Here is a 21,636-nt window from a genome sequence, read left to right as displayed (position 1 = left end):
TCATGCGTCAGACCGGCCCGGCACGTCCCCTCAGTTGCTGCGCTCCGCACGGAACCAGCTTCTGACGAACCAGCTGGGCAGCCCGGTGGATCCGGAGTGCCCAGCTGGTGCGGCCACAGGCCACGCTCAGCGCAGCGGCCGGTCTTTCACGGAGTCAGGCGGTGGAGATCGCGGGGGAACAACGTGACCTCGCGGACGTTCTCCGCTCCCGTGAGCCGGGCGACGAAGCGTTCCAGGCCGATGGCGAAGCCGCCGTGCGGTGGCATGCCGTGCTGGAACGCCTGCAGGTACGAGCTGTACGCCGGTGCGTCCGCCGACTCGCCTCGAGCCGCCAGAGCCGCGGCGTAGTCGCTGTAGCGGTGCAGACGCTGCCCACCGGTGACCAACTCGACGCCACGAAACAGCAGGTCGAAGGAGTTCGACCAGCGCGGGTCCGACGGCTGCGGATGCGTGTAGAAGGGCCGCTTCACCATCGGGTAGCCCTCGACCGCCACGAAGTCGCTGCCGTGCTCGCGCAGCGCCCACTCGCCGATCGCCCGCTCGTCCGCCGGGGACAGGTCCGGCTCGTCCGGGTCCGCCCCGGCCAGCTTCAGCGCCTCGGTGAAGTGCAGCACCGGGACCTCGCCGGGCATCTCCGGCAGCTCCACGCCGAGCCGCTCCAGCGCCGTACCGGCTCTGGACCCGACGGTGGCGAGCATGCCCGCCAGCACCTCCCGGAGGACGGCGAGAACGTCGCGGTGGTCGCCGATGAAGCCGAACTCCGCGTCGAGCGACACGTACTCCGCGAGATGCCGGACGGTGTCGTGCGGCTCGGCCCGGAAGACCGGACCCACCTCGTAGACCCGCTCGAACACCCCGACCATCGTCTGCTTGTAGAACTGCGGCGACTGGGCCAAGTACGCCGGTCCGCCGAAGTAGTCGAGCGCGAAGACGTTCGCCCCGGACTCGGTCGCCGTCCCGACGATCTTCGGCGTCTGGATCTCGGTGAAGTCCAGACCGTCCAGCGTGCTGCGGAACCCGTGCAGCGCGGCCGCGGCGACCTCCCAGCCGGCCCGGACCGCCGGGTGCCGCAGAGCGACCGGGGCGTTGTCCAGCACCACCGGCAGCCCGGCGCCGACCGTCGGCCGCCACAGCTCGATCGGCGGCGTCTTCGCCGGTTCGGTCAGCGGGACGATCACCGGGTCGACCAGCTCGGCCCCACCGGGCGCCTGCGGGTTAGCGGCGACCGTGCCGGTCACCTGGACGACGGTCTCCTCGCCGAGCCCGTCCAGCTGGGCCTGGGTCTCCGGCGCCTTGACCACGATCTGGCTGAGGCCGGACCGGTCGCGCAGCACCAGGAAGCTGACCGCGGCCAGCCGTCGTCTTCGGTGCACCCAGCCGGCCACCGTGACGGTCTGGCCCACTGCTGAGGGGATCTCGTGGTTGAGAATGCGCATCGCTGTTTCACCTCCGTCGGTTGTCTCGAACCCCGGAGGTGTGGGCGAAGGGGAACTCGCGGTGCCACCACACCTTCACCGGCCTGGATCGACCCAGCCCGGCCTCTTTCTCTTGCAGTCGCTCGGGAGTGTCTTCACGACCGGCCTGCGGATCGCCTTCCCAGCTGCCGGCGACTCTCTGGACCACAGGTGAACGGCGCTACTCGGTTCCGTCAGCGCGAACTCGTCCAGCGTAGAGCGCGGCCACGGCCCGGACCAAACCGATAACAGCCGGTACGACGGCGTCGGCCGTCGTACCGGCAGGCCGGGTCAGCGGCGGCCGTGCGCCGAGGGCGGGATCTTCGCGGTGTCGGTGTCGTGGCGGCCCGGCGTGACCGCCTTGACGGTGATCTGGTTCTGCGTGCCGGAGCCGGGCCAGGCGGCCCACTCGGTGTTCAGCGCCTTGGTGTAGTTGTCGGTCGAGCAGGTCGCCCGCCGGACGTCGCTGGACCGCGAACAGGTCCAGCCGCGGTCGAACGCGGAGACCAGGCTGAGGTTGCGGCCCCAGGAGATCTCCAGCGTGACCGGGCCGCTGACCCCGCTCAGCTTCAGGAACCGGTTGTAGACGAACGGGTTCGGGTCGTTGTGCGGATCCGGGGTGAGGATCGTGAGCAGCGACTCGTCCTGCCGCGCGGGCGACAGCGTCTCCTCGTCGGTGTCGTGCAGCAGCCCGGCCGTCGCGGTCACGGCGTACGAGCGCGACGCCGTGGATCCACCGTCCGGTACGGCGAAGTCGGCGGGCAGCGGAGCCGGCCGGGCGGGGGTGGTCGCGGTGCAGGTGCGGCTGGCCGGGACGCACTTCCAGCCCGCCGGGCTCGCCTTGACCGGCCAGGAGAGCGCGCTGCCGTAGGTGATCTTCACGGTGACGGCGGTGCGGTCGGTGCCGGGGGCCACCGTGATCGTGCGGAGGTGCCGGTCCGGGTCGGCCTTGCGGACGCTGACGTTCAGCAGGTTCTCGTCGAGCCGCGGGGGAGCGGTCAGGGTGGCGGAGTCGTCGTCGTACAGGCGGCCGGACTTGCCCGACACGGTGAACGTGCGGTCGGCGACCGTGCCGCCGGTGGGCTCGGTGAAGGTCATCGGCAGGCTCTTCGGCGCCTGCGGGTCGGTCGCGGTGCACTCGCCGCTCCTGCCGTCGGCGGCGCGGGTGCAGGACCAGCCGGCCGGGTTGCCGCTGAGCGGCCAGCGCAGCGCGGCGCCGTACTTGATGCCGATCACCACCGGGTGCGCGTTGCTCGCCGGGACCTTGATCGTGACCACCGCCCGCAGACCCGCGTCCCGGCCGTTGGCCGAGGCGTCGCGGGCGACCACCGCCGAGCCGCCGGACGCCGGCGATCCGCCGTAGGCCGCCGAGCCTCCGGACGCCGGCGAGCCGCCGCCGATCGGGGGAGCGCCGCCGCCGGTGGGCAGGTCGATCGTGAGCAGGCCCTCGTCCAGGATCGGCGTGGTCGGCGCGGGCGGTGTCGGGGTGCGCGACGGCGGTGTGGTCGGCGGAGTGGCCGGGGGGATCGTCGGCGGGGTGGTCGGGTCCGGCTGGGTTGGCTCAGATTGGGTCGGGTCGGGCTGTGTCGGGTCTGGCTGCGTCGGCTCGGGCTGTGTCGGGTCCGGCTGTGTCGGCTGGACCGGCGGCGGCTTCGGGCTCGGCGGCTTCACCGTCGGTGGGTCCGCCGGCGGTTGCGTCGTCTGCTGGGCCGGCGGCGTCTCGATCGCGGCCGGGGGCGTCTCGTTGCCGGTGAGCTGCAGCGCGGCAAGCACCGCCGCTACCGCGACGACGACCACGGTGCCGGCGCCGACCGCCGTGCGGGTGCTGTTCTCGGTGGCCTTGCGCCAGCCGGTGACGAGGAAGCCGACGACGCCGATCTTGGCGCCGGACGCGGCGGCCAGGTAGCCGAGGCCCGCCGTACCGAGCAGGGCGGGAGCCAGCAGCGCGGGCAGTGCACTGTTGACCTCGACCAGCTCCAGGTAGACCGCCGTGCACTGGGCGCAGCCGTCCAGGTGCTCGCGGACGTTGTGGTTCTCGCGCTTGGTCAGGCCGCCGCGGACGTACGCGCCGAGGCGCTCGGTGGTCCAGCGGCAGCGGTCTCCGGCGACGTCGGCGAGGTGCTGCTGCAGGTACGCCTGGCGCAGGCCCTCGCGGGCCCGGTAGGCGAGCGCGGAGACGCCGTTGGCGGTCAGGCCGAGCAGGGGCGCGATGGCGGCCGGCTTCTCGCCCTCCACCTCGGTGTGCCAGAGCACGGCCTGCCAGCGCTCGGGCAGCGACGCGAACGCCTTCGCCGCGGCGCCGCTCTCGAACCCGGTCACCGTCGGGTCGTCGAAACCCTGCGGCTCCCGCTCGTACGCCGCGATGTCGTCGGTCGTCTGCACCTTCCGGCCGGCCCGGATCCGGTCGACGTGCACCCGCCGGACGGTGGTCAGCAGGTAGGCCCGGAACGACACGTCCGGGCCGCCACCGTTGCGCAGGGCATCGAGCACCTTGCTGAACGCGTCGCTGGCCAGGTCGTCGGCGTCGTTGGCGGGGACCAGCTGCCGGGCCATCCGCTCGGCCGCCTGGTGGTGCCGGGCGAACAGTTCGCCGTACGCCTCGAGGTCGCCCGTGCGCACGCGCGCGATCAGCTCCGCGTCGCTCGGCACGTCGTCCATCGAGCATCCCCCTGTTGTCACCGCGTCGTCACCGTCTGTCATGTAGTTGCCGAGGTCAAGACTCGCAGATGGGACGGCCCACCGCACGTTTCCTGACGCCACTTCTCCTGACGAGCGCGACAGACCTGAGGTTACGAGAAAAAACTTTCCCGAATGCGCGTCATGAACCCGTCACGGCCGGGTCTCACCTCCAGAACGACGCTTCCGGCCACTCGGTCGGGAGGCTGAGGGACTGCGCGAAGGAGGGTCATGTCGCTGTACGCGGACATCCGCCGGCGGTTCGACTCGTTGCGCACCCCGAACCTGGCGGGGCCGCTCGCCCGGGAGCGGCCGGAAGCGTCGTCGGAGCAACCGTGCGGAAGGAGGGAGCCGCACGGCACAGCTGGCCCCGACCGGAGTGCCTACCTCGCGATCGCCGAGGCGCTCCGGGACGGAGCCGATGTCGTGCCTGCGAGTGACGAGGTCGGCCGCCGCTTGGCGGAAGACGGGTTCTCGCTGCTCGAGGCACTGGATGGGCTGAGTGCGCTGTACCGCTCGATCGCCGGGGGCGAGCCGGCTTTCGCCGCGGTACGCGCACTCAGTTCCAGCTGGGCCGAAGCGTCACTCATCTACCTGCACTCGCTGTCCTGCGAGGACCCGCTGACCGGGCTGTCCAGCCTCAAGCACCTGCGGTCCCGCCTCGGCGAGCTCTACCGGGAGGCCGATCTGCGTGGAACTTCCGTACCGGCGACGCACGCACTGGTGGTGGTCGAACCGCTCAACCCGGCCGGCACCGGGCGCTGGCAGAGTCCGTTCGACCGCGAGTTCCGGCTCATCGACGTCGCGGAGTGCCTCCGGATCGTCTTCGCCGGCGGCGACGTACTGGGCCGCGTCGGCTCACACCGCGCGGCGGCGCTCGTCGGCCGCGAGCCGAACCTGCCGGACCAGGTCGAGACGGTACGAGCCCTGATCACCGAGTGGCGGCTGGACACCGACGGCCCCCAACTGGCCCGGATCTGGATCGAGGGCCTGCCCACCACCGACCAGCTGGCCGTCCGCCTGCTGGACGAACTGGCCCGGCCCTAGAACTTGCGTCCGGACGTCGACAGGGGGACGCCCGGACGCAGCAAGCAGGCGGTGGATCGCCTATCACGGGGTAGGCGATCCACCGCCGCTGCCCAAGCTCGGTCTTCTCCGCGAGCTTGCTCGCGTACCCAGCCCCCGCCGGCCTGTCACCCGCCCGCCCACCCCGCGCGGCACCCACGCAGTACGGAATTTCTGTCCCCGCCGATGGCTAGGCTGAGCTCCATGTGTGGGCGTTATGCGAGCAGCCGGGACCCGTCCGACCTCGTCGTCGAGTTCGAGATCGACGCGGGCAACGTGAAGGAGTCCGTCCAGGACCTCCCGGAGAACTACAACGTCGCCCCCACCGACCCGGTGATCGCCGTCGTCGAGCGCAAGAACCGCGACCAGCCCGACGAGGTCGTCCGCAAGCTGACCACGGTCAAGTGGGGCCTGGTCCCGTCCTGGGCCAAAGACCCCTCGATCGGCAGCCGGCTGATCAACGCCCGGATGGAGACCGTCGCCGAGAAGCCCGCGTTCAAGAAGGCGTTCGCCGCCCGCCGCTGCCTGCTGCCCGCCGACGGCTACTACGAGTGGTACGAGACCGAGCAGAAGAAGAACGGCAAGCCGGTCAAGCAGCCGTACTTCATCCGCCCGACCGACGGCGGCGTGCTCGCGATGGCCGGGCTGTACGAGATCTGGCGCAACAAGGCGGTCGCCGACGCGGACTCCGACGAGGCCTGGCTGTGGACGTGCACGGTGCTCACCACCTCCGCCACCGACGACCTCGGCCGGATCCACGACCGGATGCCGCTGCTCGTCGAGCGCGACCGGTACGACGCCTGGCTGGACCCGCTGTCCTCCGACCCCGACGAACTGCTCGACCTGCTGGTCCCCGCGGCTCCGGGCCGGCTGGAGGCGTACGCGGTGTCGAAGGCGGTCAGCTCGGTGAAGAACAACGGCCCCCACCTGGTCGACCCGCTCCCACCCGACGGCGACGACCCCGCCGACGCCCCCGGCCCCCCGACCGCCACCGAGGACACCCCGCTGTTCTGACACGTGGGCCCGCCGCCAACTCGTTCGCCGGGTTCCCGGCCGACCACGGGCCGAGCACGTCGCGCAGCAGGTGTCGCCGCAGACGCACCCGGCGCGGGTCTTGGATCATTCGCGCTGTCCGCGACCCGCTGAGGTCGGTCTCGGGGCAGGTGTGCCAGCAGCCGCCTGCCGGGCTGGATGTCCGGGCAGTCGATGCCGACGAGCCCGCCTTCGGCGCGCAGCCCGCGGCCGCACCAAGCACGACCAGGACGACGCGGTCCGGGGACCTGTACGACGCGGTCCGGGGACCTGGGCGACGCGGTTCGGGGACCTGGGGAACGCGGTCCGGGGACGGCTGGATGCGCCGCGTTGGCTCGGCGCCGCGGCATACGGGACTCACCTGACGTGAGGCCTCGCGGACAGGTTGCGCCGGCTGCTGCCCGCTGGGCAGGTCCCGGGCTCCAGGTGCCGCAGAGCCCGCTCCTCGACGCGCTGCGCCGGAGCGACGATGGCTGCAGGCGGCTCGCGACCCGGGCGGATGGCGATTCGCCTGCGTGGGGGCTCGACGGCAGGTGCGCCGGCTCGGTGCCAGGCGGAGCGGCGTACGGCTCGAGGCTGCCGCGCCGGGCGCGGCGGACGGTGAGGGTGGGGGCGCGGGAGTGACAGGATGGCCCCCGTGACCGACGAACGGATTGTGGCGACGCCGCACGGTGAGGCCCGGATCGTGGCGCACCGGGCCCGGCGACCGGTGGCGACGCTCGCCCTCGGTCACGGCGCCGGCGGCGGGATCGAGGCCGCCGACCTGGCCGCGCTGGCCGGGCGGCTGCCCAAGCACGACATCAACGTGTTCCTGATCGAGCAGCCCTGGCGCCGGGCCGGCCGCAAGCTCGCGCCGGCCCCGAAGATCCTGGACGAGGCGTGGATCGCGATCATCGGCCAGCTCCGGATCCGTACCCCGCTGGTGCTCGGCGGCCGCAGCGCCGGCGCCCGGGTGGCGTGCCGGACGGCGACCGGCCTCGGCGCGTCCGGCGTCCTGGCGCTGTCCTTCCCCCTGCACCCGCCCGGCAAGCCCGACAAGTCCCGCGCCGACGAGCTCGAGGCGGCCGGACTGCCGACGCTGGTCGTCCAGGGGGAGCGGGACCCGTTCGGTACGCCGGAGGAGTTCCCGCCGCTGACCGAGATGGCCGTCGTCCCCGACGCCGACCACTCCTTCAAGGTCCCGAAACGCGCCGAGCTCAGCCAGCAGGAGTCGTACGACGTCCTGGTGGAAGCCGTCTTCGAATGGGTCAGCCGCCAGGTCTCCGGCTGACCCACCCACCCACCCACCCGCGCCTCGCCCCGCGCAATCTCAGGGGATAACCCGCCAAGTTGTGGGTCCACCCCTGGGCAGACGGGGGGAGAACCCGCTGATTGCGGGGATATCCCCGGGAACGACGGTTCGGCCGGGGCACCGGGCCGGACCCGCCGCACCGGGCCGGACCCGCCGCGCCGCTGAACCCGCCGCGCCGCTGAACCCGCCGCGCCGCTGAACCCGCCGCGCCGCCGAACCCGCGGACTCACCGCCCCGGCGGACTCACCGGCCCCGGCGGACTCACCGGCCCCGGCGGACTCGCCGGACCCCGGCGTCGGCCGGTTCTGGGCCGGGAATGAGCCTGGTCCCGGGCATGTTGTGACGAGCATGACGGCAACGAGCTTGGCGGCGGCACCGAGAACTGGGGCGACCCCGGTATTCTCGATCACGATGCCGACTCCGACGACCACCGAGACTCCCGAGCAGCGAACCGAGCGCTTCGAGCGCGAGGCGCTGCCTTTCCTCGATCAGATGTACGCCGCGGCGATGCGGATGACGCGCAATCCGTCCGACGCCGAGGACCTGGTCCAGGACACCTTCGCCAAGGCGTACAGCTCCTTCCACCAGTTCACGCCCGGGACCAACCTGAAGGCGTGGCTGTACCGGATCCTGACCAACACCTTCATCAACGGGTACCGCAAGCGGCAGCGTCAGCCCACGCAGTCGCCGACCGAGGAGATCGAGGACTGGCAGCTCACCGCCGCCGAGTCCCACACCCCCGGCGGGCTGAAGTCCGCCGAGGCGGTCGCCCTGGAGCACCTGCCCGACTCCGACGTGAAGTCGGCCCTGCAGTCGATCCCGGAGGACTTCCGGCTGGCGGTCTACCTCGCCGACGTCGAGGGCTTTGCCTACAAGGAGATCGCCGAGATCATGGGTACGCCGGTCGGCACGGTGATGTCCCGCCTGCACCGTGGCCGGCGCCAGCTGCGCGAGCTGCTGGCCGACTACGCCCGGGACCGCGGCCTGATCCCGGCGGACGACAGCGTCAAGACCGAGGAGGAGTCGTGAGCTGCGGCGAGCACCACGACGTCGACTGCAGTGAGATCCTGCAGCGCGTGTACGTCTTCATCGACAACGAACTCGAAGACGCCAGCAGCGACGAGATCCGCCAGCACCTGGAAGAGTGCGCCCCCTGCCTCGACCAGTACGACCTGGAACGCTGCATCAAGAAGCTCGTCCACCGCTCCTGCGGCGACGACCAGGCCCCCGAGGCCCTCCGCGCCAAGATCCTGCTCCACCTGACCCAGGTCAGGGTGGAAACCACCTCCCCGGACTGAGCGGGTGGCTTCCGTCGCCGGTTGGGAGCTCTCGCGACGCAGCTGAGAGCTCGCGGTGACGCGGTTCGAGCGCCGCACGCGGGACGATCAGCAAGACCTTGGACGCTGACGACGCCGCCGGAGCACGGCCGTCGGCCTATTCGGTCTCCGCCAGCAAGGCAAGCGCGATGGATTCGTCCCGGCTCGACTGGGAGTGCAGCAGAGTGGCGGCGAGCTGCCAGTGGGTTCGAGCCGCCTCGAGGTCGCCGGTTGCCTGGGCGATCCGGCCCAGCTCGATCAGCAGCTCGCCCTCGCGGGGGACGTTTCCGTGGCCCCGGGCGAGCCGGATCCCCGTCTCGGCGTGCGCCTTGGCGGTGCGCGCTTCTCCCAGCTGGAGGTGGATGGCCGCGAGGTCCTTGTAGCTCTCCGCCCGACTGTTGACATCGCCGATCGCGCTGTAGACCTCGATGCCCTTCGCGTGGAACTCGATCGCCTGCTGGTGCAGGCCCGCCTGTTGGTAGGCCTGGCCGGCGACGTGGTAGCGCTTCGCGGTCGAGCGGAGATTTCCTGAGGCGTGGGAGAGTGCGATCGCCCGATTGAAGGATCGGCCGGCACGGACTGTGTCGCCACGCCGCAGGTAGAGATTGCCGAGCGCGAGGTAGCTGATGCCTTCGATGGTCTCGTCGCCGATTTCCTGGCTCAGGCTCAACGCCTCCTCACCGCGCGTCACTGCTTCGTCGACTTGGCCCAGCTGTTCCAGCACCCGGCTCAACGACGTGCAAGCACGGGCTTGACCGGGCAGGTCGCCGATCGTGCGGAACAGATCGAGGCTCGCCTCCAGGTGGCTCAGTGCTGCCCTGAAGTTACCGACCTCGGCATCGGGAATCGCCAGGTCGTGCTCCAGCCAGGCCATCAGCTGCCCGTAGCCGAGCTCGCCGGCGATCTCCCGGCCGGCGGCGTAAGCAGCGCGCATCTCGCTCCATCGTCCCAGCGGTTCGTAGTAGCCGAACAACGCGAGGGGGAGTTCGGGGACGAGCGGACGCAGGGCCGGCGTACGGCAGGCCTGCTGGAAGGCCTCGGCGAGACTCGACCGTTCGTCGTCCAGCCATCTGAGCGCGGACACGGCGTCGGGGAAGTCCGGCGCGTTGCGAACGCTGCTGCCGGCGAGGGTGAGTCGCCGGCTCTCGTTGTGCGTCAGCCGATGGCAGCGCCAGGCGATACCGGTGTACAGGGTGAGGACTCGGGCCAGTGCGTCGGTACGAGCTCCCTCGGAGAGTGCCTGGTCGGCTCGCTCGCGGGCATAGGCGCGGATCAGGTCGTGCAGGCGGTAGCGGCCGGGAGCCAGGGAGATCAGGAGATTCAGGTCCACCAGACGCTCGAGCATCTGCTCGGTGTTGTGCTCGGACTCGTCGAGCAGGTGGGCGGTGGTGAGGGTGATCAGGTCGGCACCGTTCGGCAGGCCGAGCAGATCCAGGGCTGCGGCCGCCCGGCGGTCCAGCGGATCGTCGCTGGCGGCAAGGAACTCGACCGAAGCAGCGATGTTCGACCGGACGCCGGACTTGCCGGTACCGAGCTCGTCCAAGCGGCGTTGCTCGTCCTGGAGCTGGTTCATCACGTGCTCGACGGGCCAGCCCGGCCGCGCTGCCAGGCGTGCCCCGATCAGCCGTACTGCGAGCGGCAGGCGGCCGGTGAGCCGGGCGATCCTCCGTGCCGCGTTTGCTTCGGCGGCGACTCGGTCGTTCCCGGCGATCCTGCCCAGCAACGTGATCGAGTCGGCCTCGGACAGTGGCGACAAGCTGAGCTGGAGAAAGCCGGGTAATGCGGTCAGGCCGCGCCGACTGGTGACGATCACGGCGGATCCCGAGGCGCCCGGCAGCAAGGGGCGGACCTGGGCGGCGCCGTTCGCGTTGTCGAGCAGAACCAGCATCCGCAGGCCGGCGATGCGCGAGCGGTACAACGCCGCGGCCTCGTCGACGCCGTCCGGGACCGAGTGGCCGTCGATACCGAGTGACCGCAGCAGCTGGCTGAGCGCCTCGGCCGGTTGCACTGGTTCGCCAGGACCGTAGCCGCGGAGGTCCAAGTACAGATGGCCGTCCGGATAGGCATCAGCGGTGAGGTGGGCCGCGTGCACTGCCAGCGAGGTCTTGCCGACTCCGCCCATGCCGGTGACGGCCGCCATTCGCACGGTTCCGACCACGTCATCGGCTGTCAGGATGCGGGTGAGTGCCTCCAGCTCGGCCGTCCGGCCGGTGAAGTCGGCGAGGGTCGGCGGCAGTTGGCGGGGGACGACGGTGACGGCGTCAGGTGCGGGCGGCTCCGTGGCGATCTGGCGGCCTGGGGTTCCACGAGCCGCCTGCGTCAACTGCTCCTCGGCCGCGGCGTCCAGGCCCAGGGCTTCTGCGAGGGCATGCACGGTGGCGATGCGAGGGCGTCGCCGAGTACCTCGCTCCAGCAGGCTCACCGCCTGCTCGCTCAGCCCCGCCTTCTCGGCGAGCCCGCCCTGGGTGAGACCCGCCGCGGTCCGGAACTGACGAAGCAGGTCGCCGAGCGTCGCCGCTGCCAAACTGCCCTCACCTCCTGTGCGTGGGACTCGGTCTGCGGTATGCAGCCGCCGCCAGCCCCAACTCTAGGAGGAAGGGCACTCGCAGGAGGAAGGTTGTCCACAGGCGCGGAGTACGGGACGAACTCTGGGCGGCTCCCTAAACGGCTGTTTGAATATTAGCGTTAGGTAGCCGGAGTTCTACACTCCGAATACAAACCTGTGTATCAAGTGGTCTTGTTGCGACATGTGACCAAATTGCAAAGACCCCGGTAAATACCGGGGTCCTCGCTGTGCGTAGTCGCCTAAGTCAGGCGTTCGGGCGCTTACCGTGGTTGGCGCCCTTCTTCTTGCGTGCACGGCGCTTACGGCCGGTCTTGCCCATGTGAAGCCTCCTTGTAACAACTGCAAAGAGTCACAGTCTCTCATACCACACCGGCGTGCTGAGCACGGTGCGGCGAGTCACGGTCTGGCCTACAGTGTTTCGCGGCGCGCCTGATGAGCAAACTTATGACGAGTCAGCGATGTGCTGTCTGCCCCCTGTGCCCGCTTCCCCGGCGGGCACAAGACCGCGACCGCTGATCGGAGGTGTATTGGCCATGGCGGACTTCTGGGACTGGTGATCATACTGACGGTGTGGATCGGATGATGTCGTGAGGGCTCGGGCGCTGAGCTTGCTCGTAGCGACTGTGACCGCTGCGGCGATCGCCATTCTGGTCCTGTCGTTCACTCGTCTGTCGGACTATCCCACCGTGCTCGCCGTGTGCGTTCTGATGCTGATCGGCGGCATGTTGCGCTTTTCGGTCGGCGCGGCGTACCTGGCGTCTCTGGACTCGGTGGTCATCGTCACCGTGTACGTCATGGCCGGTCCGTGGGCCGCCGTCGTCGCCGCGGGCGTCGGTTATCTTCCGCAGATCCGCCGTCAGCTGCCCTTGGTGAAACGCTTCTTCAACGGGGCCCAACGAGTGCTTGCCGTCGGAGCCGGCGGCGTGGCCTACTCGCTCGCCGACGGGCCTACCGGCGAGCAGGTTCTGAACCACGCGCCGGAGGCGATTCTCGCGGCGACCCTGGCCACGGTTGCCCAGCACGTGGTCAACGCGGGCCTCGTGTGTCTGGTCATGTGGCTGGATCGCAAGGCGCGACCGATCGAGTTCCTGAAGCAGGTGGTGGTTCCCACCTTCCTCCCGATGGTCGGCTACGGATTCCTCGGGCTGCTGCTGGCCGTTGTCTGGCTTGGCGGGTTGGGCCCGCTAGCGGGCCTGCTCGTCCTGGTGCCGCTCCTGGTGGCCCGATGGGCTTTGTCGCAGTACGAGGCCGAGAAGACGGCCCAAGCCGCGACGATGCGCGCGTTCATCCAGGTGATCGAGACCAAGGACCTCTACACCCGTGGTCACTCCGAGCGGGTGAGCGAGGGCGTCGGCATGCTCGGCCGCTACCTGCGGCTCAGCGAGAACCGCCAGGCGGCGCTGGAGCACGCCGGGCTGCTGCACGACGTCGGCAAGGTCGGGGTGCCGACCAGCATCATCCGCAAACCCGGACGGCTGGACGACTCGGAGATGGACGCGATCCGGCTCCACCCGGCGCGGGGTGTCGAGCTGATCGGCAACATCCCCTTCCTCGAAGAAGTGAAGTCCGCCGTTCTGCACCATCACGAGAAGTACGACGGCAGCGGCTACCCAGCGGGTCTGAGCGGAACCAACATCCCGTACTTCGCTCGGATCATCGGTATCGTCGACGCGTTCGACTGCCTGACCTCGACCAGGTCGTACCGGCCCGCCCGCAGTGTGGAGGAGACGTTGGCCATCCTGGAGCAGGATCGCTACTCACACTTCGACCCGGACCTGGTCGACGCCTTCATCAAGGTGATCCGGACGCAGGGCTGGAAGTCCGTCGCCGCCGACCAGCCCGCCCCGGACGCCAGCGTCGAGGCAAGCATCGACCACGACGACCTCAGCCTGGGAACCGGAGGCGGCGCCACCGGGTCCGCTGCCGGTCCGCAGTGAACCGCGCGAACGACGCTCCGGAGTTCCGGAGCATGGGCAGTGGTGTGGTCATTGTGCTGGCCGGCGGATGCCTTGGCCTGACCGCCGTTCTGATCACCATGGGACGTGGCCTCAGCGAGTGGCCGGTGGCGCTCGCCTTCGGTTTCCTGATCGCGGTCGGTGAGATGGTCCAGTTCCGGGTCGACCGCAGCCGCAACCGCGCGCCGATCGCCACCAGCGCCGCGCTGGGATACGCGATGCTGCGGGGGCCGTCGGTCGATGTGCCGCCCGAGGTCGCCCAGGTGATCGCAGTCACCGCTGTCGCCACACTGGCCGGCATCCTGCCCCGGGCCGTGGCCGGGCTCTGGTGGGACGTCGTGGTCTCCTGCCGACGGCTGATCTCGGTGGCCTGCGCGGCCGTCGTCTTCGCCGCTGTCACCTCGCCCTCCTTGTCCTGGAACGGCACGTGGCAGCACGCCCTGCCGCTGGCACTGGCCATGCTGTTGAGTGTGCTGACAGCTGCCGGCGTGGACGCGCTGGTCGGCGCCGGCCAGGCGACGGAGCAGGACAACCGTCCCTTCCCGGCCGCCCTTCGGGACGAGTTGGCCGTCGTGGGCCGGATCGGGATGGCCATGGCGATCGGCGGCGTGCTGCTGGCCGCCGGAACGTCCGTGCTCGGCTTGTGGGCGCCGCCGCTGGTCCTGGTTCCGTTGTTACTGACCCAGTTCGCCTTCCGGCGGTACGCGTCCGCGCAGCGCACGTACCGGACGACGGTGCGGTCGATGGCGCGCAGTACGGAGATCGCGGGGTTCAGCACACCGGGGCAGAACGCCCGGACCGCCAGTCTCGCGGTGGCACTCGGCAATGACCTGGGGCTGACCCCGAGCCGCATGGAGGCGCTCGAGTACGCCGCGTTGTTGTCCGGCGTGGGGCAGTTGGCGCTGGCGGATCCCAGTCCTGGTGGGGCCTCGTTGTTGCGGAGCCGGGAGGAGCGGCAGCGGGCGGCGGAGATCGGGGCTTCGGTGATCGAGCGGTCGGGGGTGCTGGATCACGTGGCCGAGATCGTGCGGCACTCCAACGACCCGTACCGGCACGGGCGGGCGAACAACTCGAAGATTCCGGTGGAGAGCGGGATCGTCAACGTCGCGCTGGCCTACGAGCAGCTGGTGGGGGAGGGCACGGGGCAGAGTCCGGAGAAGGCGATGGAGTCGATCGGGCTCGGGATCGGGGCGGAGTACGACCCGGTGGTGGTGGAGTCACTGCGCCGGGTGGTTGGACGAGGTTTTCGCTTCTAGGGCGTGCCAGGGTGGCGCGGAGTCGGCTGGGATGTGGCCGGTGCCGCCCAGGCCGGCGTACAGGAGCAGACCGGCGCCGGCGGCGATGAGGACGTCGCCGGGGCTGACGGCCTGGCCGACCCATGGCAGCGCGACCGGTACGACGTCGCCAAGCCACGGGAGCACCGTGTCCGGACCGGACACCTCGTGCCGGGGGCTGTGGCTGAAGGAGTCGAGGCCGGCGCGGGCCAGGGCGGTCCGGGAGACCGGCATCGCGCCGTTGAGGGCGACCACGAGGGCGTTGGCGGCGAAACCGAGGGCCAGCAGGGCGACGCCGGGCAGGCGCAGGTTGCGCCGCAGGAAGACGGCGATGCAGACCGCTGAGGCGACCAGGCCGACCGGGTAGGCGATCCCGCCGGCGACCGAGCCGAGCAGCTGGCCGGTCGCGGCCGCGGCGAGCCAGTGCAGGCCGGAGAGGCTGTTGTCGGCCAGCGACGTGAGGCGGCCGCCGGTGAGCATCGCCACTCCGGCAGCCAGCACCATCACGAGGAGAACCAGCAACACCCTCGCGATTCTGCCGCGCCCGGTGCCCGAATCCGGGCACCAGCGGACCGCTGAGCGTGTCGACATCACCGCAAAGCGTGACGGGAGGTCCCCACCGCGGTGGAGACCTCCCGTCACGAACGGCCTGCGTCGTCAGGGTTTCGCGGCCGCCGGGCCGGTCCCGCCCTCGTCAAGCAGCTCCTCCAGGTCCTTCACGCCCGGGTCCCCGGCGTCGGCCAGGTAATCGGTCTTGTGCGTGAAGTCCTTGCCCTCCGCGACCTTCAGCGCGCGCAGGAGCAGGGTCAGCGCGACCACCACGATCAGGTTGATGCCGAACGCCGTCAGGCCGATGTAGACCTGGGTGTCGGTGAACGGCACCATCGCCAGCGAGCCGCCGAAGTGCTTGCCGGTCGCCGGGTTCACCACGTTGTACGCCGTGATCGTGCCCCAGACCATGCCGACCGCCCAGCCGGCCAGCAGCGCCCAGTGGTGGAACCACCGGGTGAACAGGCCGACCACGATCGCCGGGAAGGTCTGCAGGATCCAGATCCCGCCCAGCAGCTGCAGGTTCAGCGAGATCGTCTTGTCCATCCCGAGCACGAAGACCAGCGCGCCGAACTTCACCAGCAGCGACGCCAGCTTCGACACCTTCGCCTCCTGGGCCGGCGTCGCGTCCCGCTTCAGGAAGTCGCGGTAGATGTTGCGGGTGAACAGGTTCGCCGCCGCGATCGACATGATCGCCGCCGGCACCAGCGCGCCGACCGCGATCGCCGCGAACGCGATGCCGGCGAACCAGGCCGGGAACTCCTGGTCGAACAGCCGCGGGATCGCCAGCTGCGGGTTGGCCAGCCCGTCCAGGCCCTTGATGTCGACGTTCGCCTTGATCGCCATGAAGCCGAGCAGGGCGAGCAGTCCCAGCAGCAGCGAGTACGCCGGCAGGATCGCCGCGTTCCGGCGGACGACGTTGCGGTTCTTCGTCGACAGCACCGCGGTCACCGAGTGCGGGTACATGAACAGCGCGAGCGCCGAACCCAGCGCCAGCGTCCAGTACGCCGAGTAGCCGGCCTCGCCCGGGACGAACGCCCCGGTCGGCTTGCCGGTGGTCGGCGACGGTGTCTCCATCTTGGCCTTCGCGGCGTCGAAGATGCTGTCCCAGCCGCCGAGCTGGCCCGGCAGGTAGAGGATCGCGGCGCCGATCACCAGGTAGATCAGGCCGTCCTTGACGAACGCGATCATCGCCGGCGCGCGCAGACCCGACGAGTACGTGTACGCCGCCAGGACCGCGAACGCGATCAGCAGCGGCAGGTCCTTGGCCAGCAGGTTGTCGCCGCCGAGCCCCATCGTCTCGAAGACGGCCTGCATGCCGACCAGCTGCAGCGCGATGTACGGCATCGTCGCGAGGATGCCGGTGACCGCCACCGCCAGGGACAGCGCGCGGCTGCCGTAGCGCCCGCCGACGAAGTCCGCCGGGGTCACGTAGCCGTTGCGGTGCGACACGGACCACAGCCGCGCCATGAAGACGAAGATGATCGGGTAGACGACGATGGTGTAGGGGACGGCGAAGAACCCGCTGACCGCCCCGGTCGCGTACATCGCGGCCGGTACCGCGATGAACGTGTACGCCGTGTAGAGGTCGCCGCCGAGCAGGAACCAGGTGATGAAGGTGCCGAAGCCCCGTCCGCCCAGGCCCCACTCGTCCAGGCTGTCCAGCTCTCCGGTCCGGCGCCACCGCGCGGCCATGAAGCCCATCACCGTGACGGCGCCGAAAATCAGCACCACGATGCTCAGCTGGACCCAGTCGACGTCGTTCACCGGTCGCCCTCCTTGACTCCGTCGAGGCCCTCGGCGGCACGACGTTTGCGTTCCTGCCGGATCACCAGCTGGTAGGAGATGCTGACGGTGATCGCCGAGATGAACACCCAGAGCAGCTGGTACCAGTAGAAGAACGGGAATCCCCACAGCCGGGGTTCTTCCCTGGCATAGGTGGAGACCAGGAGTGGCACCACGACTGAGGCCGCCAGCAGAACTCCGGCGATCCAGTACGCGGGGCTCACCGCGGACAGCTTGGACACAGCTACCTCCTCGGGACACGGCGCGGGCGCAACGCTGAACGCTACCTTTCGTCGAGGGACAGCGACTAGATGCAGAGGGGTGGCGGATGGACAACGAAACCGCTTGGCGGGTCCGGGGCGTCGTGCTGTCGACGCTGTTCCTGCTGATGGTTGCCGTCCCGCTCTATCCCGAGCTGTTCGGCCTGGACGAGGTCACGCCGTTCCCCCAGCTGGTCGCGTTCCGTCCGCAGCTGCTCGCGCTGGTCCTGCTGCTCGCGCTGCTGATGCTGCTGCGCCGGAGCTGGCGGCTGGCCTCGGCCCTGGTCGTCCTGCTGGTGCTCACCGGCGGCGCGCTGATGGTGCCGCGGGTGGCGTCCGACCCGGAGCCGCCGGCCCCCGGCTCCCGGGCGATGACGATCATGGTCGCGAACGTGCTCGGCGGTGCGGCCGATCCGGCCGAGGTGGCACACCTGATCCGGGCCCACCGGCCCGACCTGGTGTCGTTGCCGGAGGCCCAGGTCGAGATCCGGCAGAAGATCCAGGCCGAGCTCGGCGGCCTCGGTTACAACGGGTACACGGTGCAGGCCAACTCCGCGGTGGAGAGCGCGACCAGCGTGCTGGTGTCGGCCACGCTCGGCAAGGTCACCTTCGGCGCGGACACCCTCGACCCCGGCCGGGTGAACGCCGCGCTGCCGTCGGCCGAACCGGCGACCGGTGATCCGCGGCCGGGCCGGGCCGGGGTGGTCGAGCAGACCACCACCCGGTTCGGGCACATCGTCGTCACCGGCGGCACGCTCGGCGACCTCCGGCTGATCGCGTACCACGGCTTTCCGCCGCTGCCGCCGGAGGTGACCACCTGGAAGCAGGACCTCGACGTACTGCGGACGTGGTGTGCCGGCGACGTACCGACGATCGTGGCCGGCGACTTCAACGCCACCACCGACCACGCCGACTTCCGGGACGCGCTCGGGCGGAACTGCCGCAGCGTCGGGCCCGCCGTGGGGGAGGGGCTCAACGGCACCTGGCCGGCGGACCGGCCGGCGCTGTTCCGGACCGTGATCGACCACGTCGTCACAGGGCCGGGCGTCGAACCGAGCCGGCTGCGCACCTACCACCTGCAGGGCTCGGACCACCGCGCGGTGATCGCGACGGTCGCCGTCCGTCGGCAGGACTGAGCCGACGACCGGCTCGGCGCCGGCGCGGCGGCAGCGGATCAGCTCGGGGCGGGTGCCGGGCGGTAGATGTACGGCTGGGACGAGCGGACTGCCTCGGTGACCATCAGCAGCAGGTCGGCGCGGGCCTCGATCGGCCGTCCGAACAGGTCGTCGTCGCCGGGGATCGGGAAACCCTTCACCCCGATCGCCAGCTGGCTCAGCAGCACGTGCAGCACGCCGCGGGCGTTGAAGACGTTGGGGGTCGGCCACTCCGGCAGCGTCTCGTGCATGATCGGCTGCTGCGCGGCGGTGGCAGCGATCGGCTTCAGCCAGCGCTCCAGCTCGTCGCTGCTCAGCATGTTGCGGTGCAGAATCGTCATCACCGCGTGCGCGACCCGGTCGTGCTCCTCGTGCACCCAGCGGTACGGCGTGTCCTTGACGATCCGGTCCGCCAGCACGTCCAGCAGGGCCCGCAGGACGCCCGCGTCGCAGTGCCGGGACCGGGCCAGGGCTCCGATCGCGTCGGCGCCGTGCGCGACCGCGTGCGCCCAGCCGCAGTCCGCGACGTACCCGCGCAGGTCGCGTTCGCGCAGCAGCCAGGTGGCCAGTCGGTCGCCCCAGCGCATCACCACCTCGTCGTGCACCAGGAACTCGGCGTTGTCGCGGTGGATCACCTCGGCCAGCGTGAGCGCGGTGAACGAGCGCCGGAACACCGTGTCGGTGCCGTCCTCGCCGAGCCCGTAGGCCAGCCCGGCGCAGAGCCCGTCACCGAAGCCGGGCAGCAGGTCGTCGTACACGCCGCGCTCGAGCCAGGTCGCCAGGGTCGGGTACGCCAGGGCGTCCCGGATCTGCGGATTGGTACTGGCCAGCCCGCGGACGAGCTCCTCGGTGAGGTCGGTCAGCGCACGGTCGTGCGGTACCGCGTAGTCCGCGGCCATCACGTCCTGCCAGTACGACGTCGACTCCACCGAGACATCCTTTCACTCGACCCCTGATTCGGCACAGATCAATCAACACCCATCGGCCCGATCTGTCGAGCCGGGCCCACGCGGCGACGGCCTGTCGCCCGGTCCGCGGCGCGCCGCGCGGACCTGCACAGCCCTGAGTAGGCTCGGCACCGTGCCCTCTCTGAGTGACGTGGTGCGCAACCACACGACCCTGGACCAGGCGGACCTGGACCGGCTGCAGCTGCTGGTGTCCGACTGGCAGATGCTGGCCGACCTGTCCTTCGCCGACCTGGTGCTCTGGCTGCCCGACACCGAAGGGCTGGGTTTCTGGGCCGGCGCGCAGATGCGCCCCACCACCGGACCCACGGCGTACCTGGACGACATCGTGGGCAGCTTCATCCCACGCGACCGGCGGCCGCTGCTCGACCAGGCCTACGACGGCGGCCGGATCTGCCGCGAGGGCGATCCGGAGTGGCGCGACGACGTCCCGGTCCGGGTGGAGACGATCCCGGTCCGGCGCGGCAGCCGGGTGATCGCGGTGATCGCCCGCAACACCAACCTGCTCGGCGTCCGGACCCCGTCGCGGCTGGAGATCGCCTACCTGCAGAGCGCGACCGACCTGGCCCGGATGATCACCGACGGCATCTTCCCGTACGGCGGGGAGCGGCTGCTGTCCACCACGCCCCGGGTCGGGGACGGCTGCATCCGGGTCGATCGGCACGGAATGGTGACGTTCGCCAGCCCCAACGCGTTGTCCGCGTACCGGCGGATGGGCCTGGTCACCGATCTGGTCGGCAGCCGGCTCAAGGACGTCTCCGGCGAGCTGCTGCACTCCGGGCACAAGGTCGACGACGTGCTCGCCTCGGTGCTGACCGGCCGGGCCGCCAAGGAGCTGGAGATCGAGAACCCGGAGGCGACGCTGTTCCTGCGGGCGATCCCGCTGCGCGCCGACGGCGAGCACGTGGGCGCGCTGATCCTGCTGCGCGACGTGACGGAACTGCGCAGCCGGGAGCGGGAGCTGGTCACCAAGGAGGCGACCATCCGGGAGATTCACCATCGCGTCAAGAACAACTTGCAGACCGTCGCGGCGTTACTGCGAATGCAGGCCCGCCGGATCACCGTGCCGGAAGGGCAGGCGGCGCTGGCCGAGGCGGTCCGCCGGGTCGGGTCGATCGCGATCGTGCACGAGACGCTGTCGGAGTCGTTCGACGAGCACGTGGACTTCGACGACGTCGCGGACCGGGTGGCCGCGATGGTGGCCGACGTGTCGACAGTGGCCACCCAGATCGCGACCCGGCGAACCGGCAGCTTCGGCGTACTCGACTCCGAGGTCGCGACGCCGCTGGCGATGGTGCTGACCGAGTTGATGCAGAACTCCGTGGAGCACGCGTTCGGCGCGCGCACGGGGGAGGATGCGACCGGAACGATCACGCTGGAGGCGCAGCGGTCGGTCGGCCGGCTGCGCGTGGTGATCGCCGACGACGGCCGGGGCCTGCCCGAGGGCTTCGACTCCGAGACATCGGGCAATCTCGGGCTGTCGATCGTGCGCACCCTGGTGCTGGGCGAGCTGGACGGCGTACTCGACTTCCAGCCGCGGACCGACGGTCCCGGCACGACGGTGGTGCTGGACATCCCGGTCAAGGACTGACACCTCCGAGGTGATCGTCGCCGTTACCTGTGACGTCATCGCCGGATGGCCGCGCCGGCGGCAAGCTTCTGGTCAACAGACAACCGCTGAACCAGGAGAACGACGATGAGCACCCAGAGCATCACCGCCACCGGCACCACTGTCCAGAGCCGTTCCCTCACCCAGGTCATCCGCCTCGACGCCGTGGCCTCCGGCGCGCTGGGCGTCGTCCTGCTCGGCGCGGGCTGGGCCCTCGACGGGCCGCTCGGCCTGCCGACGGCCTTGAGTGTGGGCGCCGGCGCCTTCCTGCTGGCCTGGACCGCCGCGCTGCTGCTGATCGCCCGCGGCCCGGCGATGAAGCGAACCGCCGTACTGGAAGTGATCGGGGTCAACGCCGTCTGGGTCGCGGCCAGCCTGGCCGCCCTGGTCACCGTCGACCTGACCGGCCTGGGCATCGCCTTCGTGCTCGCCCAGGCGGCTGCCGTCGGCGTCTTCACCGAACTGCAGGTCACGGCACTTCGCAAGGCTCACTGAGCCTGCCGGAGAACGTCGTCCGCACTTCTTGTCGGCCGGGCGCCCTGCGTCCGGCCGACAGCGTGGCGTCGGAGCAACCATGGGGGTGGGGTAACTGTTGGTACCCACCCATAGTTCCTCGGACGCCGCGGTCGGGGCTGGGGGCAACGCCGGAATGCCTGTACTGGTGCGGAAATCAAAAGGCCCCGCG

Annotated in this window: 18 protein-coding genes; 10 read left to right on the top strand and 8 right to left on the bottom strand. The window is 70.6% G+C overall.

Annotated elements, in window-relative coordinates; translation table 11 throughout:
• Window positions 1–146: 146 nt before the first annotated feature.
• Together aspS and KFLA_RS35960 are read right to left on the bottom strand one after the other, a co-directional pair.
• The gene (aspS, locus tag KFLA_RS25885; protein WP_012922790.1) at window positions 147–1,436 is read right to left on the bottom strand and encodes an aspartate--tRNA(Asn) ligase; all 1,290 of its coding nucleotides are present in this window, start codon (window positions 1,434–1,436) and stop codon (window positions 147–149) included.
• Between the two features lie 309 nt (window positions 1,437–1,745).
• The gene (locus KFLA_RS35960) at window positions 1,746–4,112 is read right to left on the bottom strand and encodes a sigma-70 family RNA polymerase sigma factor (RefSeq protein ID WP_049797438.1); all 2,367 of its coding nucleotides are present in this window, start codon (window positions 4,110–4,112) and stop codon (window positions 1,746–1,748) included.
• 249 nt (window positions 4,113–4,361) lie between these two features.
• Here KFLA_RS35960 and KFLA_RS25875 point away from each other — a divergent pair, with 249 nt between their 5' ends.
• From KFLA_RS25875 to rsrA, 5 genes are all read left to right on the top strand, one after another.
• Window positions 4,362–5,177: a hypothetical protein gene (locus KFLA_RS25875; RefSeq protein WP_012922788.1), complete on the top strand. Its 816-nt coding sequence runs from the start codon at window positions 4,362–4,364 to the stop codon at window positions 5,175–5,177.
• Between the two features lie 222 nt (window positions 5,178–5,399).
• The gene (locus KFLA_RS25870; RefSeq protein WP_012922787.1) at window positions 5,400–6,209 is read left to right on the top strand and encodes an SOS response-associated peptidase; all 810 of its coding nucleotides are present in this window, start codon (window positions 5,400–5,402) and stop codon (window positions 6,207–6,209) included.
• A gap of 646 nt (window positions 6,210–6,855) precedes the next feature.
• A complete protein-coding gene (locus KFLA_RS25865; RefSeq protein ID WP_012922786.1) occupies window positions 6,856–7,497 on the top strand; it encodes an alpha/beta hydrolase family protein in 642 nt (213 codons plus the stop codon).
• Between the two features lie 432 nt (window positions 7,498–7,929).
• Window positions 7,930–8,547 carry a sigma-70 family RNA polymerase sigma factor gene (locus KFLA_RS25860; protein ID WP_012922785.1) on the top strand — a complete coding sequence of 206 codons (618 nt, stop codon included), beginning with the start codon at window positions 7,930–7,932 and terminating at the stop codon, window positions 8,545–8,547.
• Window positions 8,544–8,816 carry a mycothiol system anti-sigma-R factor gene (rsrA, locus tag KFLA_RS25855; protein ID WP_012922784.1) on the top strand — a complete coding sequence of 91 codons (273 nt, stop codon included), beginning with the start codon at window positions 8,544–8,546 and terminating at the stop codon, window positions 8,814–8,816. The genes KFLA_RS25860 and rsrA overlap by 4 nt, the downstream gene beginning before the upstream one ends.
• 136 nt (window positions 8,817–8,952) lie before the next feature.
• Here the strand turns inward: rsrA and KFLA_RS25850 are convergent, their stop codons facing one another.
• Together KFLA_RS25850 and KFLA_RS39730 are read right to left on the bottom strand one after the other, a co-directional pair.
• The gene (locus KFLA_RS25850; RefSeq protein ID WP_012922783.1) at window positions 8,953–11,358 is read right to left on the bottom strand and encodes a tetratricopeptide repeat protein; all 2,406 of its coding nucleotides are present in this window, start codon (window positions 11,356–11,358) and stop codon (window positions 8,953–8,955) included.
• 286 nt (window positions 11,359–11,644) lie between these two features.
• Window positions 11,645–11,719, bottom strand: a complete 75-nt coding sequence (locus KFLA_RS39730) for a 50S ribosomal protein bL37 (protein ID WP_369759046.1) — start codon at window positions 11,717–11,719, stop codon at window positions 11,645–11,647.
• 376 nt (window positions 11,720–12,095) lie between these two features.
• On the opposite strand from KFLA_RS39730, the gene KFLA_RS25845 reads away from it, so the two are divergent.
• Together KFLA_RS25845 and KFLA_RS25840 are read left to right on the top strand one after the other, a co-directional pair.
• Complete coding sequence (locus KFLA_RS25845) at window positions 12,096–13,337, top strand: HD-GYP domain-containing protein (protein WP_237706594.1); 1,242 nt, start codon at window positions 12,096–12,098, stop codon at window positions 13,335–13,337.
• Between the two features lie 32 nt (window positions 13,338–13,369).
• Entirely contained in the window at window positions 13,370–14,611 is a 1,242-nt protein-coding gene (locus tag KFLA_RS25840; protein ID WP_012922781.1) for an HD-GYP domain-containing protein, read from the top strand.
• Here the strand turns inward: KFLA_RS25840 and KFLA_RS25835 are convergent.
• From KFLA_RS25835 to KFLA_RS25825, 3 genes are all read right to left on the bottom strand, one after another.
• Window positions 14,573–15,154 (bottom strand): DUF5317 domain-containing protein, encoded by a 582-nt coding sequence (locus KFLA_RS25835; RefSeq protein ID WP_237706593.1) that lies wholly within the window; start codon window positions 15,152–15,154, stop codon window positions 14,573–14,575. The two genes, KFLA_RS25840 and KFLA_RS25835, sit on opposite strands and share 39 nt — an antisense overlap.
• A 132-nt stretch (window positions 15,155–15,286) precedes the next feature.
• A complete protein-coding gene (mctP, locus tag KFLA_RS25830) occupies window positions 15,287–16,945 on the bottom strand; it encodes a monocarboxylate uptake permease MctP (protein ID WP_012922779.1) in 1,659 nt (552 codons plus the stop codon).
• Entirely contained in the window at window positions 16,942–17,205 is a 264-nt protein-coding gene (locus KFLA_RS25825; protein ID WP_012922778.1) for a DUF3311 domain-containing protein, read from the bottom strand. Before KFLA_RS25825 ends, mctP begins: the two co-directional genes overlap by 4 nt.
• Window positions 17,206–17,291: 86 nt before the next feature.
• On the opposite strand from KFLA_RS25825, the gene KFLA_RS25820 reads away from it, so the two are divergent.
• Complete coding sequence (locus tag KFLA_RS25820; protein WP_012922777.1) at window positions 17,292–18,359, top strand: endonuclease/exonuclease/phosphatase family protein; 1,068 nt, start codon at window positions 17,292–17,294, stop codon at window positions 18,357–18,359.
• A 38-nt stretch (window positions 18,360–18,397) separates the two neighbouring features.
• On the opposite strand, the gene KFLA_RS25815 is transcribed toward KFLA_RS25820, so the two are convergent.
• Complete coding sequence (locus tag KFLA_RS25815; RefSeq protein ID WP_012922776.1) at window positions 18,398–19,306, bottom strand: DUF2785 domain-containing protein; 909 nt, start codon at window positions 19,304–19,306, stop codon at window positions 18,398–18,400.
• Window positions 19,307–19,457: 151 nt separating this feature from the next.
• Here KFLA_RS25815 and KFLA_RS25810 point away from each other — a divergent pair, with 151 nt between their 5' ends.
• Together KFLA_RS25810 and KFLA_RS25805 are read left to right on the top strand one after the other, a co-directional pair.
• Complete coding sequence (locus tag KFLA_RS25810; RefSeq protein ID WP_012922775.1) at window positions 19,458–20,933, top strand: sensor histidine kinase; 1,476 nt, start codon at window positions 19,458–19,460, stop codon at window positions 20,931–20,933.
• Between the two features lie 105 nt (window positions 20,934–21,038).
• The gene (locus KFLA_RS25805; protein ID WP_012922774.1) at window positions 21,039–21,446 is read left to right on the top strand and encodes a hypothetical protein; all 408 of its coding nucleotides are present in this window, start codon (window positions 21,039–21,041) and stop codon (window positions 21,444–21,446) included.
• Window positions 21,447–21,636: the final 190 nt, after the last annotated feature.

Source organism: Kribbella flavida DSM 17836 (assembly GCF_000024345.1).
GTDB classification, from domain to species: domain Bacteria; phylum Actinomycetota; class Actinomycetes; order Propionibacteriales; family Kribbellaceae; genus Kribbella; species Kribbella flavida.
The sequence above is the reverse complement of the archived record's forward strand: the minus strand, read 5'-3'. Positions and strand labels throughout refer to the sequence as shown.